At 64.9% G+C, this 22,745-nt stretch carries 21 protein-coding genes, 1 tRNA gene and 1 pseudogene; 11 read left to right on the top strand and 12 right to left on the bottom strand.

What is annotated here, in order from left to right; translation table 11 throughout:
• Positions 1 to 155 precede the first annotated feature (155 nt).
• Positions 156 to 431, bottom strand: coding sequence for a cell division protein CrgA (locus tag K1X41_RS08990; RefSeq protein WP_132205616.1), 276 nt, complete (start codon positions 429 to 431; stop codon positions 156 to 158).
• A 58-nt stretch (positions 432 to 489) separates the two neighbouring features.
• On the opposite strand from K1X41_RS08990, the gene K1X41_RS08985 reads away from it, so the two are divergent.
• Genes K1X41_RS08985 through K1X41_RS08975 form a run of 3 tightly spaced genes read left to right on the top strand, consistent with a single transcriptional unit; the run spans position 490 to position 2,035 of the window.
• Positions 490 to 1,248, top strand: coding sequence for a class E sortase (locus tag K1X41_RS08985; protein WP_220174424.1), 759 nt, complete (start codon positions 490 to 492; stop codon positions 1,246 to 1,248).
• Positions 1,248 to 1,406 (top strand): hypothetical protein, encoded by a 159-nt coding sequence (locus tag K1X41_RS08980; protein ID WP_165875661.1) that lies wholly within the window; start codon positions 1,248 to 1,250, stop codon positions 1,404 to 1,406. Before K1X41_RS08985 ends, K1X41_RS08980 begins: the two co-directional genes overlap by 1 nt.
• On the top strand, positions 1,403 to 2,035 hold the full coding sequence (locus K1X41_RS08975) for an anthranilate synthase component II (protein WP_132205620.1): 633 nt from the start codon (positions 1,403 to 1,405) through the stop codon (positions 2,033 to 2,035). Before K1X41_RS08980 ends, K1X41_RS08975 begins: the two co-directional genes overlap by 4 nt.
• 86 nt (positions 2,036 to 2,121) lie before the next feature.
• On the opposite strand, the gene pknB is transcribed toward K1X41_RS08975, so the two are convergent.
• The 7 genes from pknB to K1X41_RS08940 are packed head-to-tail and all read right to left on the bottom strand — an operon-like array spanning position 2,122 to position 11,316.
• The gene (gene pknB / locus K1X41_RS08970) at positions 2,122 to 3,837 is read right to left on the bottom strand and encodes a Stk1 family PASTA domain-containing Ser/Thr kinase (protein ID WP_133616330.1); all 1,716 of its coding nucleotides are present in this window, start codon (positions 3,835 to 3,837) and stop codon (positions 2,122 to 2,124) included.
• A gap of 60 nt (positions 3,838 to 3,897) precedes the next feature.
• Complete coding sequence (locus K1X41_RS08965; protein WP_220174423.1) at positions 3,898 to 5,679, bottom strand: serine/threonine-protein kinase; 1,782 nt, start codon at positions 5,677 to 5,679, stop codon at positions 3,898 to 3,900.
• Positions 5,676 to 7,157 (bottom strand): peptidoglycan D,D-transpeptidase FtsI family protein, encoded by a 1,482-nt coding sequence (locus K1X41_RS08960; RefSeq protein ID WP_133616328.1) that lies wholly within the window; start codon positions 7,155 to 7,157, stop codon positions 5,676 to 5,678. Before K1X41_RS08960 ends, K1X41_RS08965 begins: the two co-directional genes overlap by 4 nt.
• The gene (locus K1X41_RS08955; protein WP_133616327.1) at positions 7,154 to 8,566 is read right to left on the bottom strand and encodes an FtsW/RodA/SpoVE family cell cycle protein; all 1,413 of its coding nucleotides are present in this window, start codon (positions 8,564 to 8,566) and stop codon (positions 7,154 to 7,156) included. The genes K1X41_RS08960 and K1X41_RS08955 overlap by 4 nt, the downstream gene beginning before the upstream one ends.
• Positions 8,559 to 9,827, bottom strand: coding sequence for a Stp1/IreP family PP2C-type Ser/Thr phosphatase (locus tag K1X41_RS08950; protein ID WP_133616326.1), 1,269 nt, complete (start codon positions 9,825 to 9,827; stop codon positions 8,559 to 8,561). Before K1X41_RS08950 ends, K1X41_RS08955 begins: the two co-directional genes overlap by 8 nt.
• A 2-nt stretch (positions 9,828 to 9,829) precedes the next feature.
• Positions 9,830 to 10,435 (bottom strand): FHA domain-containing protein FhaB/FipA, encoded by a 606-nt coding sequence (locus K1X41_RS08945; RefSeq protein WP_132205633.1) that lies wholly within the window; start codon positions 10,433 to 10,435, stop codon positions 9,830 to 9,832.
• Positions 10,432 to 11,316 (bottom strand): DUF3662 and FHA domain-containing protein, encoded by an 885-nt coding sequence (locus tag K1X41_RS08940; RefSeq protein WP_220174422.1) that lies wholly within the window; start codon positions 11,314 to 11,316, stop codon positions 10,432 to 10,434. Before K1X41_RS08940 ends, K1X41_RS08945 begins: the two co-directional genes overlap by 4 nt.
• A gap of 139 nt (positions 11,317 to 11,455) precedes the next feature.
• Here K1X41_RS08940 and K1X41_RS08935 point away from each other — a divergent pair.
• Positions 11,456 to 11,538, top strand: a tRNA-Leu gene (locus K1X41_RS08935).
• 226 nt (positions 11,539 to 11,764) lie between these two features.
• Here K1X41_RS08935 and K1X41_RS08930 read toward each other — a convergent pair.
• Complete coding sequence (locus tag K1X41_RS08930; protein ID WP_258566408.1) at positions 11,765 to 12,910, bottom strand: agmatine deiminase family protein; 1,146 nt, start codon at positions 12,908 to 12,910, stop codon at positions 11,765 to 11,767.
• Positions 12,911 to 13,076: 166 nt separating this feature from the next.
• A complete protein-coding gene (locus tag K1X41_RS08925; protein WP_220174421.1) occupies positions 13,077 to 13,853 on the bottom strand; it encodes an SDR family NAD(P)-dependent oxidoreductase in 777 nt (258 codons plus the stop codon).
• A gap of 166 nt (positions 13,854 to 14,019) precedes the next feature.
• Between K1X41_RS08925 and K1X41_RS08920 the strand changes: the two genes are divergently transcribed.
• The 3 genes from K1X41_RS08920 to K1X41_RS08910 all read left to right on the top strand — a co-directional run bounded on the left by K1X41_RS08920 (position 14,020) and on the right by K1X41_RS08910 (position 16,609).
• Positions 14,020 to 14,691, top strand: a complete 672-nt coding sequence (locus tag K1X41_RS08920; protein ID WP_132205641.1) for an alpha-ketoglutarate-dependent dioxygenase AlkB family protein — start codon at positions 14,020 to 14,022, stop codon at positions 14,689 to 14,691.
• 349 nt (positions 14,692 to 15,040) lie between these two features.
• Positions 15,041 to 15,955, top strand: a complete 915-nt coding sequence (locus K1X41_RS08915) for a hypothetical protein (protein ID WP_220174420.1) — start codon at positions 15,041 to 15,043, stop codon at positions 15,953 to 15,955.
• Between the two features lie 3 nt (positions 15,956 to 15,958).
• Positions 15,959 to 16,609 (top strand): DNA-3-methyladenine glycosylase I, encoded by a 651-nt coding sequence (locus K1X41_RS08910; RefSeq protein WP_220174419.1) that lies wholly within the window; start codon positions 15,959 to 15,961, stop codon positions 16,607 to 16,609.
• Between the two features lie 79 nt (positions 16,610 to 16,688).
• On the opposite strand, the gene K1X41_RS08905 is transcribed toward K1X41_RS08910, so the two are convergent.
• Together K1X41_RS08905 and K1X41_RS08900 are read right to left on the bottom strand one after the other, a co-directional pair.
• A complete protein-coding gene (locus K1X41_RS08905; RefSeq protein ID WP_220174418.1) occupies positions 16,689 to 16,883 on the bottom strand; it encodes a hypothetical protein in 195 nt (64 codons plus the stop codon).
• A gap of 173 nt (positions 16,884 to 17,056) precedes the next feature.
• Positions 17,057 to 18,601 carry a LuxR family transcriptional regulator gene (locus K1X41_RS08900; RefSeq protein ID WP_258566407.1) on the bottom strand — a complete coding sequence of 515 codons (1,545 nt, stop codon included), beginning with the start codon at positions 18,599 to 18,601 and terminating at the stop codon, positions 17,057 to 17,059.
• A gap of 152 nt (positions 18,602 to 18,753) precedes the next feature.
• On the opposite strand from K1X41_RS08900, the gene K1X41_RS08895 reads away from it, so the two are divergent.
• From K1X41_RS08895 to K1X41_RS08880, 4 genes and pseudogenes are all read left to right on the top strand, one after another.
• Positions 18,754 to 19,431, top strand: a complete 678-nt coding sequence (locus K1X41_RS08895; RefSeq protein ID WP_243736028.1) for a GAP family protein — start codon at positions 18,754 to 18,756, stop codon at positions 19,429 to 19,431.
• Between the two features lie 47 nt (positions 19,432 to 19,478).
• Positions 19,479 to 20,420: a DUF1214 domain-containing protein gene (locus K1X41_RS08890; protein ID WP_220174417.1), complete on the top strand. Its 942-nt coding sequence runs from the start codon at positions 19,479 to 19,481 to the stop codon at positions 20,418 to 20,420.
• Positions 20,421 to 20,583: 163 nt separating this feature from the next.
• A pseudogene (locus tag K1X41_RS08885) lies at positions 20,584 to 21,593 on the top strand (phosphodiester glycosidase family protein).
• 3 nt (positions 21,594 to 21,596) lie between these two features.
• Positions 21,597 to 22,688: a bifunctional glycosyltransferase family 2/GtrA family protein gene (locus K1X41_RS08880; RefSeq protein WP_220174416.1), complete on the top strand. Its 1,092-nt coding sequence runs from the start codon at positions 21,597 to 21,599 to the stop codon at positions 22,686 to 22,688.
• The last annotated feature ends 57 nt before the right edge of the window (positions 22,689 to 22,745 follow it).

Here is a 22,745-nt window from a genome sequence, read left to right as displayed (position 1 = left end):
GCTGCGTTGTGCGGTGTGATCGGGAAGGTGTGACTCATTCCCTCGCTGAAGTAAAGTTATCCACAGCTTTGTCCCCAGCCTGGGGAGGAATTACAGCGGTGTGATTTCAGTCACGACACCGTGCCGCACACGCTGCGTGAGCTGCGAATCGTAGGCTACTTCCACCACGGAGTCATGAGGAAGCCCACGAGCACCAGCCCGAAGCCAACAAAGATGTTCGCTTGGCCGAAGGCAGGTACGGGAAGCTGCAAGCTGCCGCTCGTGATGTAGTAGAGCACGATCCATACGAGCCCGAGCAGCATGAAACCGAACATCACCGGCTTAAACCACACGGGGTTCGGGGCGTCCTTCCGCGCAGCGGCGAGATCCGCCCGCTCGCGATCGAGCTCGCCCGACTTGCGCTTGCTTACATTCTTGCCTGCTGCTGCCATGAGACTGATTCTAGCCGGTCCGGCGCTCGGACTCAGGTGCACATTCTAGAATGGCCGTATGACGGACACTTCAGGTCGGCGAAATCGTCGCCGCAGAGCGCGCCTGAGCCCGCTGACCGTACTCGGAGAGCTATTGCTCGTCGCGGGAATCGGTGTGCTGGGGTATATCGTCTGGCAGCCGTGGCACACCGGGGTCACGGTTACCGCGAAGCAGACCGACCTGTCAGCCCAGACGTCGGCGCAGTGGGACGCAGAGGCGCAACCACTGCAAACTGAAGGCGTCCCCGTCACCGCGGTTCCCGAGAAGTCCGAGGTGTTTGCCACGCTCCACGCGCCCGCGTTCGGCACGACATACGCGAACAGAATCGGCGAGACCACCGACTGGTGGACCGTGCTCAACCTTGATGAGAAGGGCATCGGCCACTATGAGACGACGCAGATGCCGGGTGAGCCAGGCAACTTCGCCCTCGCCGGTCATCGCTCCGGCCCCCTGATCAACTCGTTTCGTGAGGTCATGAACCTTCGGGTCGGAGATCCGCTCTTTATCGAGACTGCGGACGGCTGGTACACCTACCGCTTCCGCTCGATCGAGTACGTGCTTCCCACCGAGACCGATGTGCTCAATCCGTTCCCCCGGCTCGAAGGACAGCCCGGTGTCGATCAGATCATGACCCTCACCACCTGCCACCCGAAGTGGGCCGGGAGCGACGAACGTGCGATCGCCTACTCGGTGTTTGAGGGATTCCAGCCGAGAAGTGACGGGCCACCGTCGGAACTCCTGGAATTGAACCCCGCACTGAAGGGAGCGGCAAGCTGATGTTCTCCATTCTCTGGCGATTCTTCCCCGGCCCCGCCTGGCTGCGGGTCATTGTGCTGCTCGCTGTCGCAGCGGTCGCGGTCTACGCGGTGATTACCTTTGTCTATCCGTGGGTTGCATTGCAGCTGCCCGCGCCTGAAGTAACGGTGGGAACATGACCCGCATCCTGGTCATCGACAATTACGACAGCTTTGTCTACACGCTGAATGGCTACCTGCAGCAGCTCGGTGCCAGCACCCGGGTGATCCGAAATGACGAGGTCACCACTGGTGAGCTTGAGCGACTTGCCGGCGAGTTCGACGGCGTATTGATCTCACCCGGGCCGGGCACTCCGGCAGACGCCGGTGTCTCGATCGCGATGGTAGGGATCGCTCTGCGGACCGGCGTGCCGCTGCTGGGCGTGTGCCTGGGGCACCAGGCGATCGCTGAGGCCCTGGGCGCCACCGTCACGCACGCCGAAGAGTTGATGCACGGGAAGGTCTCACGCGTGCGGCACAGCGATGATTCGTTCTTCGCTGGCGTGCCTGCTGAGTTCAACGCGACCAGGTACCACTCGCTCGCCGTCGTCCGAGCGACCGTGCCTGCGAGCCTGACGATCACTGCTGAAACGGCAGGCGGAGTGGTCATGGCGCTGCGTCACGAGGAACTCCCGATCTACGGAGTGCAATACCACCCCGAGTCGGTGCTCACCGAGGGGGGCTACCAGCAGCTCGGGAACTGGCTCGTCACCACCGGACTCACGAACGCCGCCGAGATCGCGCGATCCCTGACGCCGCTCTTGCGCTGAGCACAGTGCTGTTTCGTGCGCATGTCGCGCACAACAACTGAGGCCGGACACCCGCAGGGTGCCCGGCCTCAGTTGTATCCCGAGAATTACCCGGTGCAGAACTTCAATTCGAGTTCGGTGCCCTGCGGCTGCTGGCCCACGACCGACTGTGACAGTACGGGGTACCCCTCCTGCGTGGGGCAACTGTCAACCGGCACCTGCTTGTTCTCCAGGCCGAGCCCATCGATTTGCGCGTTCGCGACTTCAAGCGGCTGGCCAACGACATCCGGGATGCTCACCTTGCCACTGGACACTTCCAAGTCAACGCTGTCACCGGACGACAGCTCGGTGCCCACCTCAGGCGTGACCTTGAGTACGCGATTCTCCGCCTCGAGTGCATTGTCAACCGTCGTCACGAGACCGACGGTGAGTCCGAGGTCCTCGATTGCCTTCGTATACTCGGCGATCGACATGCGGGAGAACGCCGGCACGGGTGCCGATTCAGGCCCTGTCGAGATGTACAGCGTCACCTTGTCGCCCGGGCTGAGCACGACACCCTTCTCAGGATCGCTGGAAATCACCTTACCGGCCGCGGTGTCAGCGCTCGTCTGCTCGATGGGCACGCCCAGGAGGTCGCGCTCCTGCAACGCCTTCAGCGCCTGACTGCGATCCAGATCGATCAGGGTCGGGATCTCACGCGATGAATCCGGGAGGAACTGCTTCGGAGCAAGCGTGACGAGCCAGAACACGACGGCGATAATCACGGCACCGATCGTCAGAATCGCGGCCCACGTCCACATCACTGGCGGCCGGCTCTGTGTGCGAGAACCGCCACCACCCTCAGCAAGCTGACGGAGCGCCAAATCAGACTCGGAGACCTCTTCGCCGCCGGAGAACAGCACAGCGTCCTGCTGCTGCACCTCAAGCTTGGGCATGGTGCCGTTCGCGGCGAGGCGCAGCGCCTCACGGAACTCGGAGGCAGACTGGAACCGCTTGGCGCGATCCTTCGCAAGACCAAAGAGCACCACGCGGTCGAGCTCAGGAGTCACCTCAGGGGCGAGCTCGCTCGGCGGCTTGGGGCGCTCACTGACGTGCTGATACGCGACGGCTACCGCACTGTCGCCTCGGAACGGGACGACACCGGCGAGCAGCTCGAACAGCAGCACGGCCGTCGAGTACAGGTCAGTGCGGGCATCAATCGCCTCGCCCTTCGCCTGCTCAGGCGAGAAGTACGCTGCGGTACCGAGGATCGCCGTGGTCTGCTGCAGTGTTGAAGAAGTCTCAGATACCGCGCGGGCGATACCGAAGTCCATGACCTTGACCTGGCCGCTCTGGGTGATCATGATGTTCGCTGGCTTGATATCGCGGTGCACGATGCCTGCGCGATGCGAGTACTCGAGTGCGGTGAGCACCGAATCAACGATCCGGCAAGCCTCGGACGGGGAAAGCTTGCGCTCAGCGGTGAGCTGGCGCAGGTTCTTCCCCTCGACGTACTCCATCACAATGAACGGGAGCCGCTTCGCGCCGTCAGCGGTCTGGATCAGATCGTCGCCAGCATCAAACACGCGCACCACAGTGGGGTGCGCCATGCGAGAAGCCGACTGCGCCTCCTGCCTGAAGCGTGAGCGGAACTGATCGTCGCCAGCGAGCTCGGCCTTCATGACCTTGATCGCAACCTGGCGGCCCAGCTTGGTGTCAGTGCCGCGATAGACGGTCGCCATGCCGCCCTGCCCGACAAACTCGCCTATGGCGTAGCGGCCGGCGAGAATGCGCTGCTCGCTATTATCTGCCGTATCGGGCATGGTCACCTCTTCCGTGCTCATAGAATGCCTCCAAGTTTATCGGGATCGCAGCGTGGTCTGCCGACGGTCACCCGTGTCGAATTAGGGCTTGTCGTCCGGGTCCGTGTTTCCGGGGTCCGGCTTCGTATCGGCGGGCGCCTTCACCGTGATCGTTACTGCCTCGGAAGCCGGTGAGACCCGAGTCACTGAAGAGCCATTGCCGCAGGTCACGGTGTAGCTGACCGTAATGGAACCGTCAGCTGCACCAGCGGCGAGCTGGTTCGCGGTCACTGCAACACCGGGGGCCTGCACGGATCCGGCACCAGATCCGTCACCCTCGATTGAGACGTTGTACGCCTGAATCGTGAGCCCTGTCGGGCAGCTCGCGACGCCCCAGCTGATGTTCGAGACTCCACCGGACTCAACGGTGGCGGGGCTCGCCGACGGAGCACCCGGCTGCGCAACCTCGCCAAACGGCACGTTATAGGTGAGCTTGATCGCCTGGTCGAACGGTACCTTGTCGCCAGACGGATTCACCGACGTCACGATATTGACCTGGTCGTCAGGCACCTGATTTCCGGGCACCGCGGTGATGTTGGTGAACCCGAGTCCCTGCAGGTATCCGGTCGCCTCTTCAACGTTCATGCCGACGACCTGGGCCTGATCAACTGCACCAGTCGAGGGCGCAGGCGGTGTCGTGGTGGGCGGTGTCGTGGTCTTCGTTGGCTTTGGCGTCGTCGTCGTGGGCGTTGGCTTGGTGTTCGCAGCGTTGTTGCTCATGATCGCGTAGACCGTGCCGCCGCCGATGAGCAGCAGCAGTGCGATCAGCGTGATGAGCGGCCAGGTCCAGGCGCTCTTTTTCTTCTTCGGCTGGTCTTCAGCCTCGTCCTCGCCGAGCTCGTCACCGTCAAGCGCCGCAGTTGCAGCGGTCTGCCCTGGCAGTGCGGTGGTGCGCGGCAGCGCGGTCGTTGCCGCGTCCATACCGCTCGTCTGCTCCTGCAGCACCGTGGTGGTCGGTTCAACCTGGCCGAGCACCTGTGGCACGTAGCTCGCTGCGAGCTTCACATCGCCACGGTGCAGCGCGGTTGCAGCCTGGGCCAGCTTCGCGGCGGTCTGCGGCCGTCCTGCTGCGTCCTTCGCGAGGCACGCGTATACGAGGTTCCGCACCGGCTCAGGCACGTCGTTCGGCAGATCCGGCGGCGTGTCATTGATCTGCGCCATCGCGATGGCCACCTGCGACTCACCGGTGAACGGGCGCCGCCCGGCCAGGCACTCGTATGCCACAACGCCGAGGGAGTAAATGTCGGTCGCAGCGGTCGCCGTGTGACCACTGGCCTGTTCAGGCGCGAGGTACTGCACGGTGCCCATGACCTGGCCAGTTGCGGTAAGCGGCACCTGATCGGCGATGCGCGCGATCCCGAAGTCGGTGATCTTGACGCGGCCCTCTGGCGTGATCAGCAGGTTGCCCGGCTTGATATCGCGGTGGACCAGGCCAGCATCGTGCGCAGCCTGCAGCGACGTCGCTGTCTGCGCAACGATGCCGAGCACACGGTTCGGTGGGAGCCGACCCTCGCGCTCGATGATCGCGGAGAGCGGCTCGCCTGGCACGAGCTCCATCACGATGTACGCGGAGCCCTGCTCCTCGCCGTAATCGAACACGTTCGCGATGCCCTCGTGGTTGACGAGTGCGGCGTGGCGAGCTTCTGCGCGGAAGCGCTCGAGGAACCCGGGATCCCCCATGTACTCGTCTTTCAGGATCTTGATGGCAACGGTGCGACCGATAATGCTGTCGGTCGCGTTCCACACCTCACCCATGCCCCCGACGGCGATCCGAGAGCTCAGCTCGTAGCGTCCGCCGAATGTGATCCCTGCAGCTGGTCTCATTCGCTCAACACCGCTTCCATAACTCGTTTTCCGACGGCCGTCGGGAGATCATACGAACCCCCCAGATAACCGTATGCCTCTCCGCCACCATCTTCGACCACAACGGCGACGGCAATTTTTGGGTCGTCCACCGGAGCGAACCCTGTGTACCACAGCGTAAAGGGAAGGTCATTCCCCGCAGCGTCAGTTCCGTTCTCGGCGGTCCCCGTCTTTCCCGCGACACGCACACCCTCGATGGCAGATTTCGCGGCGAGTCCCTCCGTAACGCCCTTCTCCATCATCCCAGTGACCGCGTCGGCAGTCTTCTTGGAGATCGGCTTGCTGAGCTCAACAGGAGAGACCTGAGTCTCAACGCGCAGATCCGGCGTAATGACCTGATCCACGACGGTTGGCTTCATCACCGTGCCGCCGTTCGCAATTCCGGCCGAAACCATCGCGATCTGGAGCGGGGTGACGCGCACGTCCAGCTGACCGATGGAGGAGAGCGCGGTTTGCGCCTGATCTTCCGGCAGCGGTGACACACTGGGGGTCACCGCGAGCGGCACGGTGAGCTCCTGCTCGAAGCCGAATGCTCGCGCCATCTCAGGGACGGCGCCGCGGTCCATCTTCATCGCGAGCTCAGCGATCGGGATGTTGCACGACATCACAATGGCCTGCTCAAGTGTGGCCTTGGCGCCAGTGCCACAGGTGGTGCGCGACGCATTCTGCATCACGCTCGTCGACTGCGGAAGTGTCAGCTGCGCCGGGTTCGCGAACTCGGTCGTGGGCGTGGCCTCGCCGTCCTCGATGGCTGCGGCAGCAACGAGGAGCTTGTAGACCGAACCGGGGTGGTACAGATCGCCAGCGATCGCGCGATTCTGCAGCGGCTGCTCAGGATCCTTATCGAGCTGCGCGTAGTTCGCGATGATATCCGCGTTGTTATTCGAGGACAGCAGGTTCGGATCAAAGGTCGGAGAGGAAGCCAGTGCGAGGATCCGCCCCGTCTTGGGCTCGATGGCGACGACGGCACCCGTGAAGCCCTCTTCGGCCATCGCTGCGACGGCGGCTTCCTGCGCCTTCGGATTGATCGTGGTCTGCACGGAGCTACCCTGGGGGGCGACCCCGTTCAGGGTGTTCATGATCCGAGTGAAGAACTGCGCGTTGCCACTGCCGGAGAGCTCGAGATTCATCGCCGATTCTAGGCCGGTGACGCCCTGTGAGTGCGAAAAGTAGCCGGTGATCGGCGCGTAGATCGAACCGGGATCGTACTGCCGCACGAAACTAAACGAGTCGTCGGTTGGAGTCGAGTACGCGATGGGGTCGCCATCTACGAGAATCGAGCCGCGCTCCACCTTGTAGCTGTTCTTGACGGTGCGGGAGTTGAGCTCGTTCGCGCGCAGCTCGTCGGCGTTCACGAATTGAATCATGGTGACCGAGAAGAAGAGGGCGATAAACATCGTGAACACGACGCGGGTGGTGAACTTCAGCTGCTTATTCATGCGCGGATCACCAGCTTCGGTCGGTTTCGGACAGAGTTCGACAGCAGTATCAAAAGCGCGATGATGATCCAGTTCGAGACAAGCGAGGAACCACCTGCTGCAAGGAACGGTGCAGTGAGACCCGTAAGCGGGATCAGCCTGGTGACACCGCCGACGACGATGAATACCTGCAGCGCGATTGTGAAGGCGAGGCCGGAAGCGAGCAGCTTGCCGAAGTCATCCTGGCCGGCGAATCCGATGCGGAGTCCGCGGCCCACGAGCAGCAAGTAGGCGGCGAGGATCACGAACAGGCCGATGAGGCCCAGCTCCTCGCCGAGGCTCGGGATGATGTAATCGCTTTGCGCGAGCGGAGTGTCTTCGGGATAGCCCTGGCCGAGGCCGGTGCCCGTCATTCCACCGTTGGCCATGCCAAAGAGGCCCTGCACCATCTGGTGGCTGGCATTGAACGGATCGGCGAAGGGATCCAGCCAGTTCACGAAGCGTCGGTTGACGTATTCGAGGGTCTGGCTCGCGGCAAGCCCGCCAACGAGGAACAGCCCAACGCCGAGGATGATCCAGCCGATTCTGCCGGTCGCGATGTACAGCATCGAGAGGAACAGCCCAAAGTAGAGCAGTGACGTGCCGAGATCCCGCTGGAACACGAGCACGCTCATCGCGGCCAGCCAGAATACAAGCAGCGGGCCGAGATCGCGACCGCGGGGGAACCGGATCCCGAGGAGCTTCTTCCCAACCATCGCGAGTGAGTCGCGGTTGCGCACGAGATATCCGGCGAAGAATATGGCGAGCAGGATCTTGGCAATCTCGCCGGGCTGGAACGAGAAGCTCTCGCCGATACGGATCCACACCCGCGCACCATTGATGGTGGCGCCAATTCCTGGCAGCATCGGGAGCAGGAGCAACAGCACTGCGGCGAGGCCTGTGAGATAGGTGTACCGGAACAGCACAATATGGTTCCGGATCAGGGCGAGCACGACGATCGCGGCCACCACGGCGACTGCCGACCACACGAGCTGGCGCACGGAATCGGCGCCCCAACCGCTCAGCCCTTTCGCGAGGTCGAGCCGGTAGATCATCGCCACACCGATCACGTTCAGGAACGCGGCAATGGGCATGATCAGCGGGTCTGCGTCAGGGGCGATCCTGCGGATCGTGAAGTGCAGCGCAAGCAGCGCCGCGATGAACAGCGCGCCCGTCGGGAGCAGGGTGGTGGTGACCTTGCCCTGGATGGTGAGGTCGATGATCACTACGGCTGCAACGCCGACGGCGATTGCCAGCAGCAGCAGCGCGAGCTCGAGGCCGAGGAGGAGGCGTGGAGCGCGCAGCGCGGTGATCCGCTGCAGCACTGTCTCGCTGGTGCGCGTCTTCTCGAAGGTGCGCGGCTCGCTGGTTCCGTTGCTGGCGTTACTCATTCTGCACCCCCAAGCGCAGCACGATCTCGCGTGCCTCTTCGATCGAGCCGGCCGCGAGTGTGCGTTCGACCTGGCGCTGTTCGAGGCCGTCGAGTTTGGCGACGGGAATCTCAGTGTCTTCTGCGACTGAGTAGAGCGAGAACGAGCCGATATCTTGCTGCACGCCGCGATAGATGATCACGGTTGTGCCGTCGGTGCCGACGAAGTAGCGCGTCTGGGTCCACTGGTATCCGAACAGCACTGCTCCACCAATCGCGACGAGCACGGCAACGACGCCGAATGCCCAGAGGAGCCGGCGGCGGCGATTGCGGCGGCGCGTTTCGGCGATCAGCTCGGCGAGGTATTCGTCGACGCGGGGCTCGAAGTGGCTCTCCGCGACGAGCGGTGGGCGACGGACGGGGCGGCGGCTCAGGATCCGGTTGCGCGCCGTCGATACCGCGCCGTCGCGCGGGGCGGGTGCGGTCGCGGCGGATCCAGCGAAGCGGCGATTCGGAGCCGGGAGCTCGAGCGTATCGTTGGGGTTGCGGTCGGGAGCTGCCACGGTTTCAACAAGCACCGCCGTGACGTTGTCAGGCGCACCGTGTGAAAGGCTCTTGTCGATCAGGCCGTCAATCGCGCTCTGCAGTGAGGAGCGCCGCTTGAGGATCTTCTCGATGTCGACGTCTTCGACATAGCCGCACAGCCCGTCGGAGCACAGCAGCCAGACATCGCCCGGCCGGGTATCGAGCACCTGCGTGTCGACCTGCGGGGAGGAATCGACGTCGCCGAGCACGCGCATGAGGACGGAGCGGCGAGGATGCGTCTTTGCTTCCTCTTCAGTGATCTTGCCGCTGTCCACGAGCCGCTGCACGAAGGTGTGATCCTTCGTGATCTGCTGCAGTTGGCCGTCGCGCAGGAGGTAGAGCCGTGAATCGCCGATGTGCGCGAGCGCCAGCTGATCTCCGACCGTGATGAAACCGGTGAACGTGGTGCCCATACCGGCGAGCTCAGGACGATCCAGCACGGTGGCGCGGAGCTTGGCGTTCGTCTCGAGCACCGCGGTGCGCAGCGTATTGGTGGTCGCTTCGGGGCTGCCGAGCGGGGCGACGTCGAACTCCGCCATCTCTTTCGCCGCGATCGCCGAGGCAACGTCGCCGCCGGCGTGACCGCCCATGCCGTCCGCGACGAGATACAGATGATCCCCGGCAAAGCCGGAGTCCTGGTTGTTCGATCGCACCATCCCCACATGGGAACCGATGGCGCTCTCGTAGGCGACGGTCACGCTCAGGGCCTCAACTCGAAGGTGGTCGTGCCAATCGTGACCGGCGTGTACATGGGGACTGTGACGGGCTTTGTGACGCGATCACCGTTGAGGCGGGTGCCATTGGTGGAGTCAAGATCAGTGAGCACCCAGTGGTCACCGCTCCGAGCCAGGCGTGCGTGATAGGTCGAGGTGTACTCGTCGACGATGACGAGCGTGGAATCTCCGCTGCGACCGATCGTGACGAAGTCTTCGTCGAGCGCGATCGTGGTGCCTGTAGCAACGCCGGAGGTGATCGCGAGGGTGCGCGGGAAGCCTGTTGCTGCGGCTCCCGCGGAGCCGCCCGCGGCGGCCGTGGGGAGTGCCCCGGCTGATGGTGTGATGGGTGGGGCAGAGGAGACGATCGGCGCGGTGGCCTGCGCCACCTGCTGGGCCGCGGGTGCTGGTGCCGGCGACTGCGCCGAGACGACCACGGGGGAGCCGGATCCGCCGCCATTGGCATCACCGCGCATGCGACGCACTGGAGCGCCAAACAGATCGCTGCGCAGCGCGTAGACAATCGCGAAAATAAAGAGCCACAGCAGTAGCAGGAACCCGATCCGGAGGATCAGGAGGGTGAGTTCACTCATAGGCCTCTCCAGAAGTCCTGATCAATGCCGGGCGTGTCGCCACCCTGAGGGTCAGCGGCATTGGGACGCGCAGACCGCGATTGCGGCGCGGCAGATCGTGGTCCGCGAGCGGCGGGGAAATTCCCCGGATCCGCTGCGGGCGGAACACTCGCAGAGCGTTCCGCCGGGGAGCGGTGCTGTGGAGCAGCCGCTGGGCGGCTCGGCTGGGCGGTGCGCTCGCGCGCTGGCACCAGCTGGAACGTCAGCGACGTTTGGCCGATCGTAATCGTGATTCCCGGGGCCAGCGCTGCCTCCCGGAACCGCTGCCCGTTGATCTTCGAGCCGTTCGTGGAGCCCAGATCCCTGGCAATCCCTGCGGAACCGTCCCAGATCAGCTCCAGGTGTTTCCGAGAGGCTGCGTTGTCGGTGATCCGGATCCCGCAGTCGCTTCCGCGACCGACCGTGGTCGTGCCACGGGGGAGTTCGTGCCGCGTCCCGTCGACGTCGACGGCCGCGGTCCAGCTCACGGAGCCCTCGACACGCGCGGCATCGATCTCCAACACGCCGGTCGTGAGCGATTCGTCGGCGCGCACCTCAACATCAGGCTCGCCGAGCAGCTGGTAGCTCTGCCGTTTAGCGTGCTTCAGTACGACACCCCGGAGCTCCTGCTCGAGGGCGGCGCCCAGGTTCTGCAACCGCTCAGCGTCCTTGAGAGAGACCCGCACCGTAAACCGGTTCGGTGCCAGCACACGGTCGCGATCCACAATGACCGCGCCAATATCCAGCTCCCGCTTGAGCGCCGAAGCGATCTCCACCGGCTGCACGCCGGAGCGGAAGGTGCGAGCGAAGGCGCCATTTACGGCGCGTTCGAGCCCGCGCTCTACGCTGTCGAGAATGCCCACGTGTTGGTGACGCCCTTTCAGTACACACCGCCATCGGCGGCGTCGGTCCTGTTCAGTTTAGCCCGCTTTGGTGAGAGGGGCATGGGCCTGCTAAGCTAGGGGAGTTGTCTGGGGCGGAAACGCGCTGGGAAACAAACTCGCGCGAGTGGCGGAATGGCAGACGCGCTGGCTTCAGGTGCCAGTGCCCGCAAGGGCGTGGGGGTTCAAGTCCCCCCTCGCGCACGAGATTAACGAGAACAGGCTCCCTTTGGGGGCCTGTTCTTTTTTGTGCCTCCGAGTGCCGGTGCGCCCGCCTCATCCTTGACGAGTGAATTTATCTTGAGCGCCGCGATCTCGGCCACATGAAGACGAAGCCGAGGATAAATTCCCGCTGCAAGGACGAGTGGGGGCGTCAGAGTGGGGGCACCAGGGCCGGTGCACCATTGCGCGAGCACCGGAGCGCGAGCCCTCAGCTGGTGGCGAAGTGCGGCTGCTGCTGCGTGGCGCAGTGGATCCCGCCGCCACCGGAGGCGATCGGATCAATGTTGAGCTGCACGATGGTGTGGCCAGGGAACAGTTTCGTCAGCGTCTGTTTGGCGTGTGCGTCGGCTTTCGGATCCCCGAATTCTGGGGCGATGACGCCCCCGTTGCACACGTAAAAGTTGATGTATCCCGCCGCGAAGTCATCGTGCAAAAACTCCTTCCGGAGCTTCTTCGGCGCTGGCAACACGTGCACCTCGAGCTGCCGCCCGCGCGCATCTGTCGCGGCGCGCAGGATCGTGAGGTGTTCCCGCGTGACGTCGTAGTCGAAGCTCCCGCGGTAGTCATCTCTGGCAGCGACCACCACCCCCGGCGACGTAAACCTCGCATAGAAGTCAGTGTGCCCATCGGTAATGTCTGCACCAGCAATCCCGGGCAGCCAGATCACCTTCTCAATACCGAGTAGCTGCGCAAGTTCTGACTCAACGTCCGGCTTTGTCCAACCGGGGTTCCGGTTGTCGTTGAGGACGCAGCTCTCCGTAATGATTGCAGTGCCCTCGCCATCGACTTCGAGCGCACCGCCCTCGAGCACGAGCTCAGTTTTCAGCTCCTCGACGCCTGCGAACGCGCAGACCCCGGATGCGACTGTTGCGTCCGCGGCGTGCTCCTGCTTCTCGCCCCACCCGTTGAAATTGAAATTGACGGCGGCGATCGGATTCTCACCGGCAGAATGCACGAAAACTGGCCCGGTGTCGCGCATCCAGAGATCGTCGCACTCGTGCTCGTGGAGCGTGACTCCCGTACCGGCCCCCACTACCGGCTCGCCGAAAGGTACGAGCGCGTGCACCGGCTCGAACTCCGCGATCGCGTTGGCAATTTCGACGAGGGTCGCCCGCACAGCCGGGGCGAGTTCGGGAGACCAGATATCGTCTCGCACTGCAAAAGACATCCAGGTCGCGGTGTGGGGAGCTGCCTCGTCGGGCATCACCCAGGCCTGAGGCTCACTGGAAGCATCCGGTTCCGGATCGGCGCCAGGAGTTCCGTGCTTGCGAGTTGTGGGCGCGCAAGCGGTGAGCCCCAGCGTCACGGCGCCGAGGCCGAGCAGAGTGGTGAAGCTGCGGCGGGAGGGAGTCATGACGCCAGAGTAGCGCTGGGTCTGCGGCGGCGTGCTCGGGCTGCTTCAGAGAGTGATTTGGCGTCAGAGCGTCGAATCTGCCCGATTTCAACTCTCCGGAGCGCGAGTTCTCTGCGCAGCAGTAGGCCGTGTGTTTCACGTGCAACACTCTGAGAGCGCACGCAGGCTACGCGGAAACACCCGCTTGCGCGTTCGTTGTGGATGCGCGCTCCAGGAGCCGATCGGGCAGGATTCGGGTCAGCGGCCCCATGAGCCGATAGCGCCAGTCTGAGAGCAGGACCGACCGGCCGGCATGCAGCGCGCGGAGACCTTCTCGCGCCACGCGGCGGGTGTCGGCCCAGGCAATCGCCGGCAGCTGGGGGAGATGATCCTCACCCATGCGCTCGTGAAACTCCGTTGCGAGCAGCCCGGGGCACAGCGCCGTGACCCGCACACCGCGTCGCCGATACCGGGCATTCAGTGAACGTGAGAGCGACACGACCGCCGCCTTCGCTGCTCCGTACGTGCCGGTCGGCGTGAAGGCGGCGACGCTCGCGACATTCAGGATCCAGCCCTGGCCACGATCCAGCATTCCAGGAACCGCCGCGTGGCAAAGTCGCAGCGGTGCCCATGACAGCAGTTCTTGGAGTCGGCGCTCGTCAGCGATGTCGCTCGTTTCGAAGCTCGCGTATACGCCGAAGCCGGCGTTGTTGATCAGAATGTCGACGGGGCGATCCGGATCAGAAAGCCGTGTGGCCACGCGCTCAAGCCCGGCTTCGGTGGTGAGATCGGACGCGAGGACCTCAGGAGTTGCTGCATCCGTTGTGAGTTCGTTGGCGAGCGTTGTGAGGCGATCCTCCGCCCGTGCCACCAGGATCAGGTGTACGCCAAACCCGGCGAGTTGCCGCGCGAATTCCTGTCCGAGGCCAGCAGAAGCACCGGTGATGAGAGCCGTGTACGTCATGGGCACAGTCTGGCACCGAACGCTCCTGATCGAGCCAAACACCTGGCCGATGCACAGATCCGCTGAGCAGCGCCAGTTCTTCCCACCCAGTGTCAGGGGTGCCTGCAAGAATCTGGATCAGAGCCAACAGCCCGGCCCCCGGAGACCACACAGATCGGAGCCCAGCATGAGCACACTGTTCGGAGACGACATGATCGATCGTCCCGTCCCAGAGCTCCCTGCCGGTGCGCACTTCGTGCCCGGCTGGCTCACGCTGGACGAACAGCGCTGGATCGTCACCCGCTTCCACGAGTGGGTGCAGGGGCCGGTGCCCATCCGCGCCGCCAAAGTGCGTGGGCACGAGATGAGCGTGCAGACCGTGTGCCTGGGGTGGCACTGGCGACCATACGAGTACTCGCGCGAGGCGGTCGACGTGAACGGGAATCGGGTGCTCGAGTTCCCGGATTGGATGGTTCGGCTCGGTCGCAAGGCTCTGAGCGCCGCAACGGGGAATCCGCGCGCGGGGGACGACTACACACCCGACACCGCGCTGGTGAACTACTACGACGACACCGCCCGCATGGGCATGCATCAGGACAAAGACGAGCGCTCCGCGGCGCCGGTGGTTTCGCTGTCGATCGGAGACACCTGCAAGTTTCGTTTCGGCAACACTGAGACTCGCAATAGGCCCTACACCGACCTTGATCTCGCGTCTGGCGATCTCTTCGTATTCGGCGGCCCGTCCAGGCTCGCGTTCCATGGCATCCCGAAGGTGTACCCGGGCACCGCGCCGGAGGGCTGCGGACTGGAGCGGGGGAGGATCAACATCACGATGCGTGTGACCGGACTTGCGGGCTGAGCGGGATTCGGAATCCGACGTCCGCTGCAGAAACACGAGCTGAGAGAAACCGAGAATCGCAACAAGAACTGTGACGATGACGTCTGAGGAAAGGCGCAGCGGCAGCGGAGAGGCCCATAGAGGCTGTGAAAGGAGAATCGTGGGTGGCGGTCTTACCCGGGGATTCGTGCCGAATCACAGCCATACGAAAGGGGTGCCGCAGTCCTGGCGGGGAACCTCGTGCTGGAAAGCTCGGGCGGGAAACACTCTGCGGGGGAGTTGCCGCAGTCCTGGCATACGCCGCTGGATACCCTGAAGAGAGAAGTACCGTGTCGGGGCACAATTGCCCCGCCAAACGAAGGAGCTCGGCATGACAGGTACGACAGGTGGGACCGGCGTGAGCGGAGCGATGGGCGTGGGCGGGCGACTGACCACGGGTGACCGATCCAAACGCGGGTTCTGGATCCTGATCAGCGTGCTCGCAGCGTCCGGCGTTGCGATCGCGCTCATTGTTGCACTCGGGCTGTTCGACTCGATCACCTACTCACTCACCTGGCGAGTGTTCGTCGCTGACCTGTACCTCATTGCCTCGCTCGCGGCGCAGCATACGTGGCTCCGCAGAGCGGTGTGGATCGGCGCCGGCGTCACTTTCGTGCTGGGCATCGTGAATGCAGCGTGGGACTACACCCCGTTCTCCAAGTGGGCGGATGGTCGCACCTCGATTACGGCCGGCGACCCGAGCACGGGCTGGAGCCCGTGGTTCGGATTTGAAGACCAGCTCGAGGGGGCCGGGCACTTTGTGGTGGGTGGCCTCGTGCTGCTCGGCTTCATCTCCTTTGCGTACCGATGGATCTCGGCCTCGCAGATGCTCCGCACCATCTATTACGTCACATTTGCAGTCGCGGGATCAGTGCTCGTCCTCGGCGTCCTCCTGATCCTCGACAGTCCGTGGCGGCTCGACCTCGGCTCCGCCTGGTCGCAATTGCAGATGGGTCTCATCATCCTGGCACTCACCGGTGCCGCGATCGTGATCATCGCTGGAGTGACGCAGCGGAACGCCGCACGAGCCGCTGCGCGAAGCTTGCAGGGTGCCGGCATCACAGCCGGCACAGTCGTTCAGAACCCTCGCACCCCGCAGAGTCAACAGGCTGTCTCAGACAACCACGCCTCTCCGCACATCGCGGCCCTCCCTGAGCACGAGACACTCGCGAGGCTCACTGAGGCACAACTGCGGGAGCTTGTGCGCAAACACGTCGACGAGTACCTGAACGAACGGGGAATCTGAGCCATGCAGGAGACCGGACGAAACCCCACGGCACGACAGGAACCGGGAAAGCAGCAGCCAGATCCGGGCATTGTGATCGGCGACGACGGGCTCGCCCGCCCAGTCTGGGCCGCGACCGACCCTCTCATGCGTGAGTACTACGACACCGAGTGGGGTGTTCCGGTGCGCGACGAGCAGGGCCTGTTCGAGCGGATCAGCCTGGAAGCATTCCAAGCGGGGCTTTCGTGGGCGACGATTCTGCGGAAGCGGCCAGCCTTCCGCGAAGCATTCGACGGCTTCGACCCGGATGTCATCGCGCAGTACGACGATGACAAGATCGAGCGGCTGATGAGCGACGCGGGTATCGTGCGGAATCGGGCCAAGATCCTGGCCGCGATCACCAATGCCAACGCCACGATCCGGCTCCGAGACCACACCGGTCTCGTCGAGTTTGTGTGGTCGTTCCAGCCAGCTGAGACGCCACGACCATGCACCTTCGCGGAGATTCCCACGAAATCGCCTGAATCGCTCGCGCTCTCAAAAGCACTGCGCAAGGAGGGTTTCGCATTCGTCGGACCCACCACGATGTACGCGCTCATGGAAGCCATCGGTATCGTCGACACCCACCTGCTCGGTTCACACCGCCGAGGCACGTCCGGCGTCTGGCCGGAGTAGCCGCGGCACACAACATCAGCTGAGCATGTCAGCACAGAGTGCCAGCACAGCTGTTGGGGATCGAAGCTCCGCTCAGAGCTCAGGTAGGCGCCGTGCGGAGTGCGTAGCGCTGCGCTGGCTGCACATACTGCGTTGGCTGCGCGAACTGCGCTGACCGCGCCGACCCCGCCGACTGCGCCGATTGCGCCGCGCTTGCTCCGCTTGCGCCGACTGCGCTGACCGCGCCGCGCTGCACCGCTTGTGCCACAAGGAGCCGCTTGGGAAACGCCGCCACGCGGTGAGGCTGCGTCGCTGTCGCTGTCGCTGTCGCTGTCGCTGTCGCTTCCACTTCCGCTCTGCGGTGCTGCGGTTCTGCGGTGCTGCGGCCTTGCGGTTCTGCGGTCCTGCGGCCTTGCGGTCCTGCGGTCCAGCGGTCGAGCGGTGCCGCGGTCCTCCGGTGCTGCGGAACTATGACCCCACAACCTCACGGCCCGACGGCCCGGAGACCTGGACGCGGAGATCGCCCATCTCCCCGGCATCCACCGCCCGCACCGCCGCGCGGCGGGTGGTCACGCCGAGCTTGCGGTAGATCGCGCGAATGTGTGTCTTGACCGTTGGGTACGCGACACGGAGCTGCGCGGCGATCTCGTCGGCGGTCATGGTGGTGCGGAGATAGCCGAGGATCTCCCGCTCGCGCTGTGTCAGCACTCCCGTGACCACCTGAGACACTGCGTCCCGCCGCGCGAATACGTCCCGGAGCACGCGCTCCTGCACCGTCCCACCGGGAGTGTGGGCGCTCAGCAGGTCGCTCACTGTCGGATCGGGGGCGAGGAACGGGCTGAGGGTCCGCTCCGGCGCGGCCGCCTCGAGCGCGCGGTCCAGAAACTCGTGCGCCTGCTGCCCGCGCCCCGCCACGGAGCTCAGGGCCGCCGAGGTGACGAGCGTGCTCACCAGCGCGTAGCGCGGCGGCGGTGTAGCCGTTGCGTGCCGCAGCGCCTGCCGCGCCAGATCAGCCTGATCCAGTCGCTGATACAGCTCGCCCAGCAGCGCGTGTGCCACTGGCGCGCCAGTGCGTGTCACCGCCGGCGCCGCCAGCCGCAGCGCCACCGCCGGCTGGCCCTCGGCATAGGCGAGCCAGGCCGCCACCACCCGGCGCAGCGTGCCCCACGGCACCCCGTGTTTATCCGCGGTGCTCACCCCCTGCAGGAGCTCAGCGGCCTCGCGGTAGCGCTCCTTCTGCTGCAGTGCGATCAGTGTCAGGATCAAATAGAGCCGCGCTTGTGCCTCAAAGTTGGTGCCTGGCGCCTCAGTGCTCACAATCGACCGCAGCTGGGTGGCGGCCGCTTCGTATTCCCCGCGCCAAAACGCAATCGTGCCGCGGGTGGAGGGCCTGAGACCTCCCTCGAAGCGATCCCAATCGGCGGTCTCCACGGCCTCTGGGAGCGCATCGAGTCCGTCCAGGATCCGCTCCGCCTCTGAAAATGCCCCGGCGTGGGTCAACGCGAACGCGAGATTCGACTGCGCGAGCCGGAACGTCGCGTCTCGCGACTGCAGTCTGGCCTCCTCGCTGGCCGAGCGCAGCAGCGAGATTGCCTCCGGAATGTTGCGCCTGAGCCGGATTTCCGTCCACCCGAGTAGGAAGAGCGCCGACGGGTAGTCGTCTTCTGGCCCGCACTCCGACAGCGCGAGCTTGGCCCGGTCCGCAATCGCCGCCTTCGTTGAATTGTCCGGCGCGAGCAGCAGGTTCGTGAAGCAGGCGACGAAGTCGTCGGCCGCCGTGCGCAGCCCCTGGCCGCGCAGAAACGCCGCACCGTGCGGGTCACCTGCGAGATCGCGACAGCAGGCCCGGATCAGGAGCAGGTGCGGATCATGCGGATCCGGGAAGTCAATGCAGAGCCGCTCGAGCTCGCTCGTGTGTGATTCCAGCAGTAGCCGTAACCAATTCTGGCGCAGCATGCTCGTGGCACGCTCTCGCTCTCCTGATGCCAGGGCCCCCCGGATGGCTGCAATCATGATTCTTAAGAATAGTCACGGACCTCCCTCATCCGAGAAGGGTGAGACCCCTGCCCGCGCTGGCCAAAGTAGGCGAGGATGCAATCAGCGCGGGGGACGCGTCTGGTGTGTGCGGGATCACACGCTGCGCCACAGGAACGAGGGGACTGGCCGTGCTGGGAACTGTTATCGGGGAGCTCCTCCCCATCACGCTCGCCATCGCGATCAGTCCGATGGCACTGATCTCGGTGATTCTGATGCTGCTCTCACCCAACGCGAGGCGCACCGGCCCCGGCTTCTTGCTCGGGTGGACCGTCGGCATCGCGGTCCCACTCATCATCTTTGTGTTCTTCGCCGGGTTGCTCCCCGCCCACGAGTCTTCCGACGGCCCCAACGTCACGCGCGCCATCGTGCAGTTCGTGCTCGCTGCCCTGTTGCTCCTGCTCGCCGCGGCCCAGTGGCGCAGGCGCCCGAAGCCGGGAGCCGATCCGGCACTGCCCAAGTGGATGGCCGCGATCGACTCCTTCGGCTTCGGTCGCGCCTTCGGCCTCGGGATCCTGCTCTCCGGCCCGCGCCCCAAGAACCTCCTCGTCGCCGCCAGTGCCGGCGTCACCATCGGCGGCGCTGGGATGTCCGTGTCGGCCGAAGCCATTGCGATGGCCGTCTTCGTGGTGTGCGCGGCATCCACTGTGCTGATCCCCGTGATCGCATTCGCAGTGGCATCGGACCGCCTGCGTGCCCCGCTCGAGACGCTGCACAGCTGGCTCGCGCGCGAGAACGTGGTGATCACCACGCTGCTGCTGCTCGTGATCGGCGTGCTCATGCTCGGCAAGGGAATCGCCGCACTGTGATCCGCATGGCCAGGACCCACACTCCACTCCATCGAAAGGAATCCGTCATGACCGCAATCCCCGTCAACGTCCACAACTTCAACCGCGCGGAGAGCGATCTGATGTTCTCCCGCCTCGCAGCCGGCACAGGACTGGGGGCGTGGAATCACACGTATGACCTCAAGCCGCTCGACGATCAGCCGATCATCCGCCAGAACCGGGACACGCTCTACAGCAGTGCGATCGTTGACGTCCGCGATGGTGTGACGGTCACCCTGCCGGACACCGGCGACCGCTACATCTCGGTCTGGGTCATCAACCAGGATCACTACGGTCCGGTGATCTTGAGCGAGGAGGGCGATCACGTCCTCACCCGCGAGCTCGTGGGCACGGACTACGCCGCCCTGATCGTTCGTATCCTCGTCGATCCGAACAGCCCAGAAGACATCACCGAGGTCAACCGGCTGCAGGACGCGCTCACCCTCGTTGGCGGCGGATCTGGCGCGTACCCGCTGCCCGAGTACGACGCGCAGTCGCAGGCCGAGACGCGCGACGCGATCCTCGTGCTTGCTCGTGGCGTGAGTAAGTACGACCACTCCTTCGGCACCGCAGCTGAGGTGGACCCGATCATGCACCTGCTCGGCACTGCTTCCGGGTGGGGCGGCCTGCCTGAGTATGAGGCGACCTACATTAGCGTCGACGAGAACCTGCCCGTCGCTGAGTACCGGCTGCGGCTCACGGACGTCCCGGTCGACGCGTTCTGGTCCGTCTCGCTCTATAACGCTGCGGGGTACTTCGAGGAGAACACACTCGGCGTCAACAGCATCAACAGCCTCACGGCGACGCCGGACGCGGACGGTGGGGTGACGATCCGCTTCGGTGTGGAGCTCGACGGCGCCGCGAACGCCCTCCCGATCATGCCCGGCTGGAACTACGTGCTGCGGCTGTATCGTCCGCGCCCCGAGGTGCTCGACGGCAGCTGGACCGCACCGCGGCCAGAGGCGCTGTAGCCCGGCAGCGGGAGGCGCAATAGCGCCGCGCACGTGGGCGGGGGACTCGGGACGAACCGCGTACCCCACCCGCGGTACCGCGCCTGCGGACACTTACCGGCATCCCATCAGGATCCGCGCAAACACTGCGCGGATCCATAGTTTCGCTGCATTCCATGGGGGCATGGAAGCGAATCAGAGCCCCCAAGATCACACACCGGCTGCGCATCCGGACCCCAAACGACGCCGGATCCGGCCGCGCACGATCATCCTCTCCGCGACGCTGGCCGTCGTGCTCGCAGCAGGGGCGGCGCCGCGTGGGCCGCCGAGCGGTTTCTGATTCCCGATGTGCAAGTGGCCGACGTCGCCGCCTACGAGGCCGCGCACAGCACGGCAGGCACGAACACGGCAGGCACAGACGCGGACGCCGCAACTGACGCCGCCACGCTCACCGCCGACAGCTACACCAACGGCGACACCGCTGTCACGGTGCAGCAGCTCAGCACCGGATCAGGATCCGACACGGTCACGTACTACGTCGCGGACGTCACGCTCGGTGACGCGACCGAACTCCGCTCCGCCTTCGCCGCCAACCAGTTCGGCACGAACGTCACAGCGACCACGAGCGAGATCGCGGCGGATCACGATGCTGTGTTCGCGATCAACGGCGACTACTACGGCTTCCGCGAGACCGGAATCGAGATCCGCAACGGCGTGATCTACCGAGATGAACCGGCGCGCACCGGGCTCGCCTTGTACACCGACGGCACGGTGAAGGTCTACGACGAAACCGCGACGAGCGCCGCAGAGCTGCTCGCCGCCGGAGTGTGGAGCACTCTCAGCTTCGGGCCGGCGCTGCTCGTGGACGGCGCGGTGCTGAGCGGCATTGACGACGTCGAAGTCGACACGAACTTCGGCAACCACTCGATCCAGGGCGAACAACCGCGCACTGCCGTCGGCGTCATCGACGAGAACCACCTGGTATTTGTGGTGGTCGACGGTCGCAGCGAAGGTTACAGCCGCGGTGTCACCATGACCGAGCTCGCCGAGATCATGCGGGAGCTCGGCGCCGAGACCGCGTACAACCTCGACGGCGGTGGATCCTCCACGATGGTGTTCAACGGCGAGGTGGTGAACCAGCCGTCCAACGGCGGTGAGCGCGGCACCAGCGACATCCTCTACGTGGCGGGCTGAGCCGTGATCGCACTCATCCCCGCCTACGAGCCGGCAGAACACCTCCCGACGCTCGTCACCGCGCTCGCCGCAGCCGATCCCGGGCTCGGGATCGTGGTTGTCGACGACGGATCGGGCCCCGCCTACGCCTCAATCTTCGCCAGGGCGGCCGCGGCTGGCGCCACGATCCTCCGCCACGATCGCAACCTGGGCAAAGGAGCCGCGCTCAAGACCGGGCTCGCTCACGTGCACGGGGTCGCACCGTCCGAGGGTGTGGTGTCGGCCGACGCGGATGGGCAGCACACCTGCGCCGACATCGTGGCGGTGGCGGATCGCGTCCGCGCCCTCGGCGAGCGCGACGGTCGAACACTGGTGCTCGGCTGCCGCACCTTCGACGGCGCTGTCCCGCTGCGCAGCCGCCTGGGCAACGACATCTCCCGCAGGCTGTTTCGAGCGGCTGCCGGGTGGCCGCTTTCGGACACCCAAACCGGGCTGCGCGGGTTCCCCGCTGCGCTGGTGCCGTGGCTGATCGGTCTGCCTGGCGAGCGGTTTGAGTACGAGCAGCGGATGTTGCTGGGACTGCACGGGGCCGGCTTCACGGCCGAGGAGATCCCGATCGCGACCGTGTATCTCGCGGGCAACGAGTCGAGCCACTTTCGGCCAGTGCTCGATTCCGTGCGGGTAACGCTGCCGACGCTGGTGTTCGCAGCGTCCTCGCTGCTCGGCTTCGCCGTCGACACGATCGCGCTGTTCCTGTTGCAGGCGGCCACGGGTGCCCTCGTCCCGTCGATCATCGCGGCCAGGCTGGTGAGCGCGAGCGTCAACTTCTTCGTGAACCGGCGCGTGGTGTTTCTTCGGCGTGGGCGTGAAGGAATGTGGCGGCAGCTCGGCTCCTACGTGTTGCTTGCTGCCGTGCTGCTCGCCTCCAACATCGTGTGGCTGTCGTACCTCACGGGGATCGGGATGTCGCTCTGGGGCGCCAAGCTCCTTACCGAAATCGTGCTCTTCTGCACGAGCTACCGCACGCAGCGCTCCTCAGTCTTCGCCCCGGCGTACCGCGCTGGCGGTATCTCTCGTACAGCGGTGGCGGACTCTTCGCCTCACACCGCCTGTTGAGCCACATAAACATAGCTCGCACCAAGGAATATCGAGTGGGCTGGCTCCAGCCCCAAA

Origin of the sequence: Leucobacter luti, from assembly GCF_019464495.1 — a bacterium.
GTDB lineage: Bacteria > Actinomycetota > Actinomycetes > Actinomycetales > Microbacteriaceae > Leucobacter > Leucobacter luti_A.
This window is presented reverse-complemented; position numbering and strand designations above follow the sequence as displayed.

Excerpts from the sequence above, each read along its gene's own strand:
- K1X41_RS08910 (WP_220174419.1), top strand. The coding sequence starts at position 15,959 with ATGCAGGAGACCGGACGAAACCCCACGGCACGACAGGAACCGGGAAAG.
- K1X41_RS08930 (WP_258566408.1), bottom strand. The coding sequence starts at position 12,910 with ATGACTCCCTCCCGCCGCAGCTTCACCACTCTGCTCGGCCTCGGCGCC.
- K1X41_RS08920 (WP_132205641.1), top strand. The coding sequence starts at position 14,020 with ATGAGCACACTGTTCGGAGACGACATGATCGATCGTCCCGTCCCAGAG.
- K1X41_RS08985 (WP_220174424.1), top strand. The coding sequence starts at position 490 with ATGACGGACACTTCAGGTCGGCGAAATCGTCGCCGCAGAGCGCGCCTG.
- K1X41_RS08890 (WP_220174417.1), top strand. The coding sequence starts at position 19,479 with ATGACCGCAATCCCCGTCAACGTCCACAACTTCAACCGCGCGGAGAGC.
- K1X41_RS08975 (WP_132205620.1), top strand. The coding sequence starts at position 1,403 with ATGACCCGCATCCTGGTCATCGACAATTACGACAGCTTTGTCTACACG.
- K1X41_RS08955 (WP_133616327.1), bottom strand. The coding sequence starts at position 8,566 with ATGAGTAACGCCAGCAACGGAACCAGCGAGCCGCGCACCTTCGAGAAG.
- K1X41_RS08925 (WP_220174421.1), bottom strand. The coding sequence starts at position 13,853 with ATGACGTACACGGCTCTCATCACCGGTGCTTCTGCTGGCCTCGGACAG.
- K1X41_RS08965 (WP_220174423.1), bottom strand. The coding sequence starts at position 5,679 with ATGAGACCAGCTGCAGGGATCACATTCGGCGGACGCTACGAGCTGAGC.
- K1X41_RS08990 (WP_132205616.1), bottom strand. The coding sequence starts at position 431 with ATGGCAGCAGCAGGCAAGAATGTAAGCAAGCGCAAGTCGGGCGAGCTC.
- K1X41_RS08980 (WP_165875661.1), top strand. The coding sequence starts at position 1,248 with ATGTTCTCCATTCTCTGGCGATTCTTCCCCGGCCCCGCCTGGCTGCGG.
- K1X41_RS08900 (WP_258566407.1), bottom strand. The coding sequence starts at position 18,601 with ATGATTGCAGCCATCCGGGGGGCCCTGGCATCAGGAGAGCGAGAGCGT.
- K1X41_RS08945 (WP_132205633.1), bottom strand. The coding sequence starts at position 10,435 with ATGAGTGAACTCACCCTCCTGATCCTCCGGATCGGGTTCCTGCTACTG.
- K1X41_RS08960 (WP_133616328.1), bottom strand. The coding sequence starts at position 7,157 with ATGAATAAGCAGCTGAAGTTCACCACCCGCGTCGTGTTCACGATGTTT.
- K1X41_RS08915 (WP_220174420.1), top strand. The coding sequence starts at position 15,041 with ATGACAGGTACGACAGGTGGGACCGGCGTGAGCGGAGCGATGGGCGTG.
- pknB (WP_133616330.1), bottom strand. The coding sequence starts at position 3,837 with ATGAGCACGGAAGAGGTGACCATGCCCGATACGGCAGATAATAGCGAG.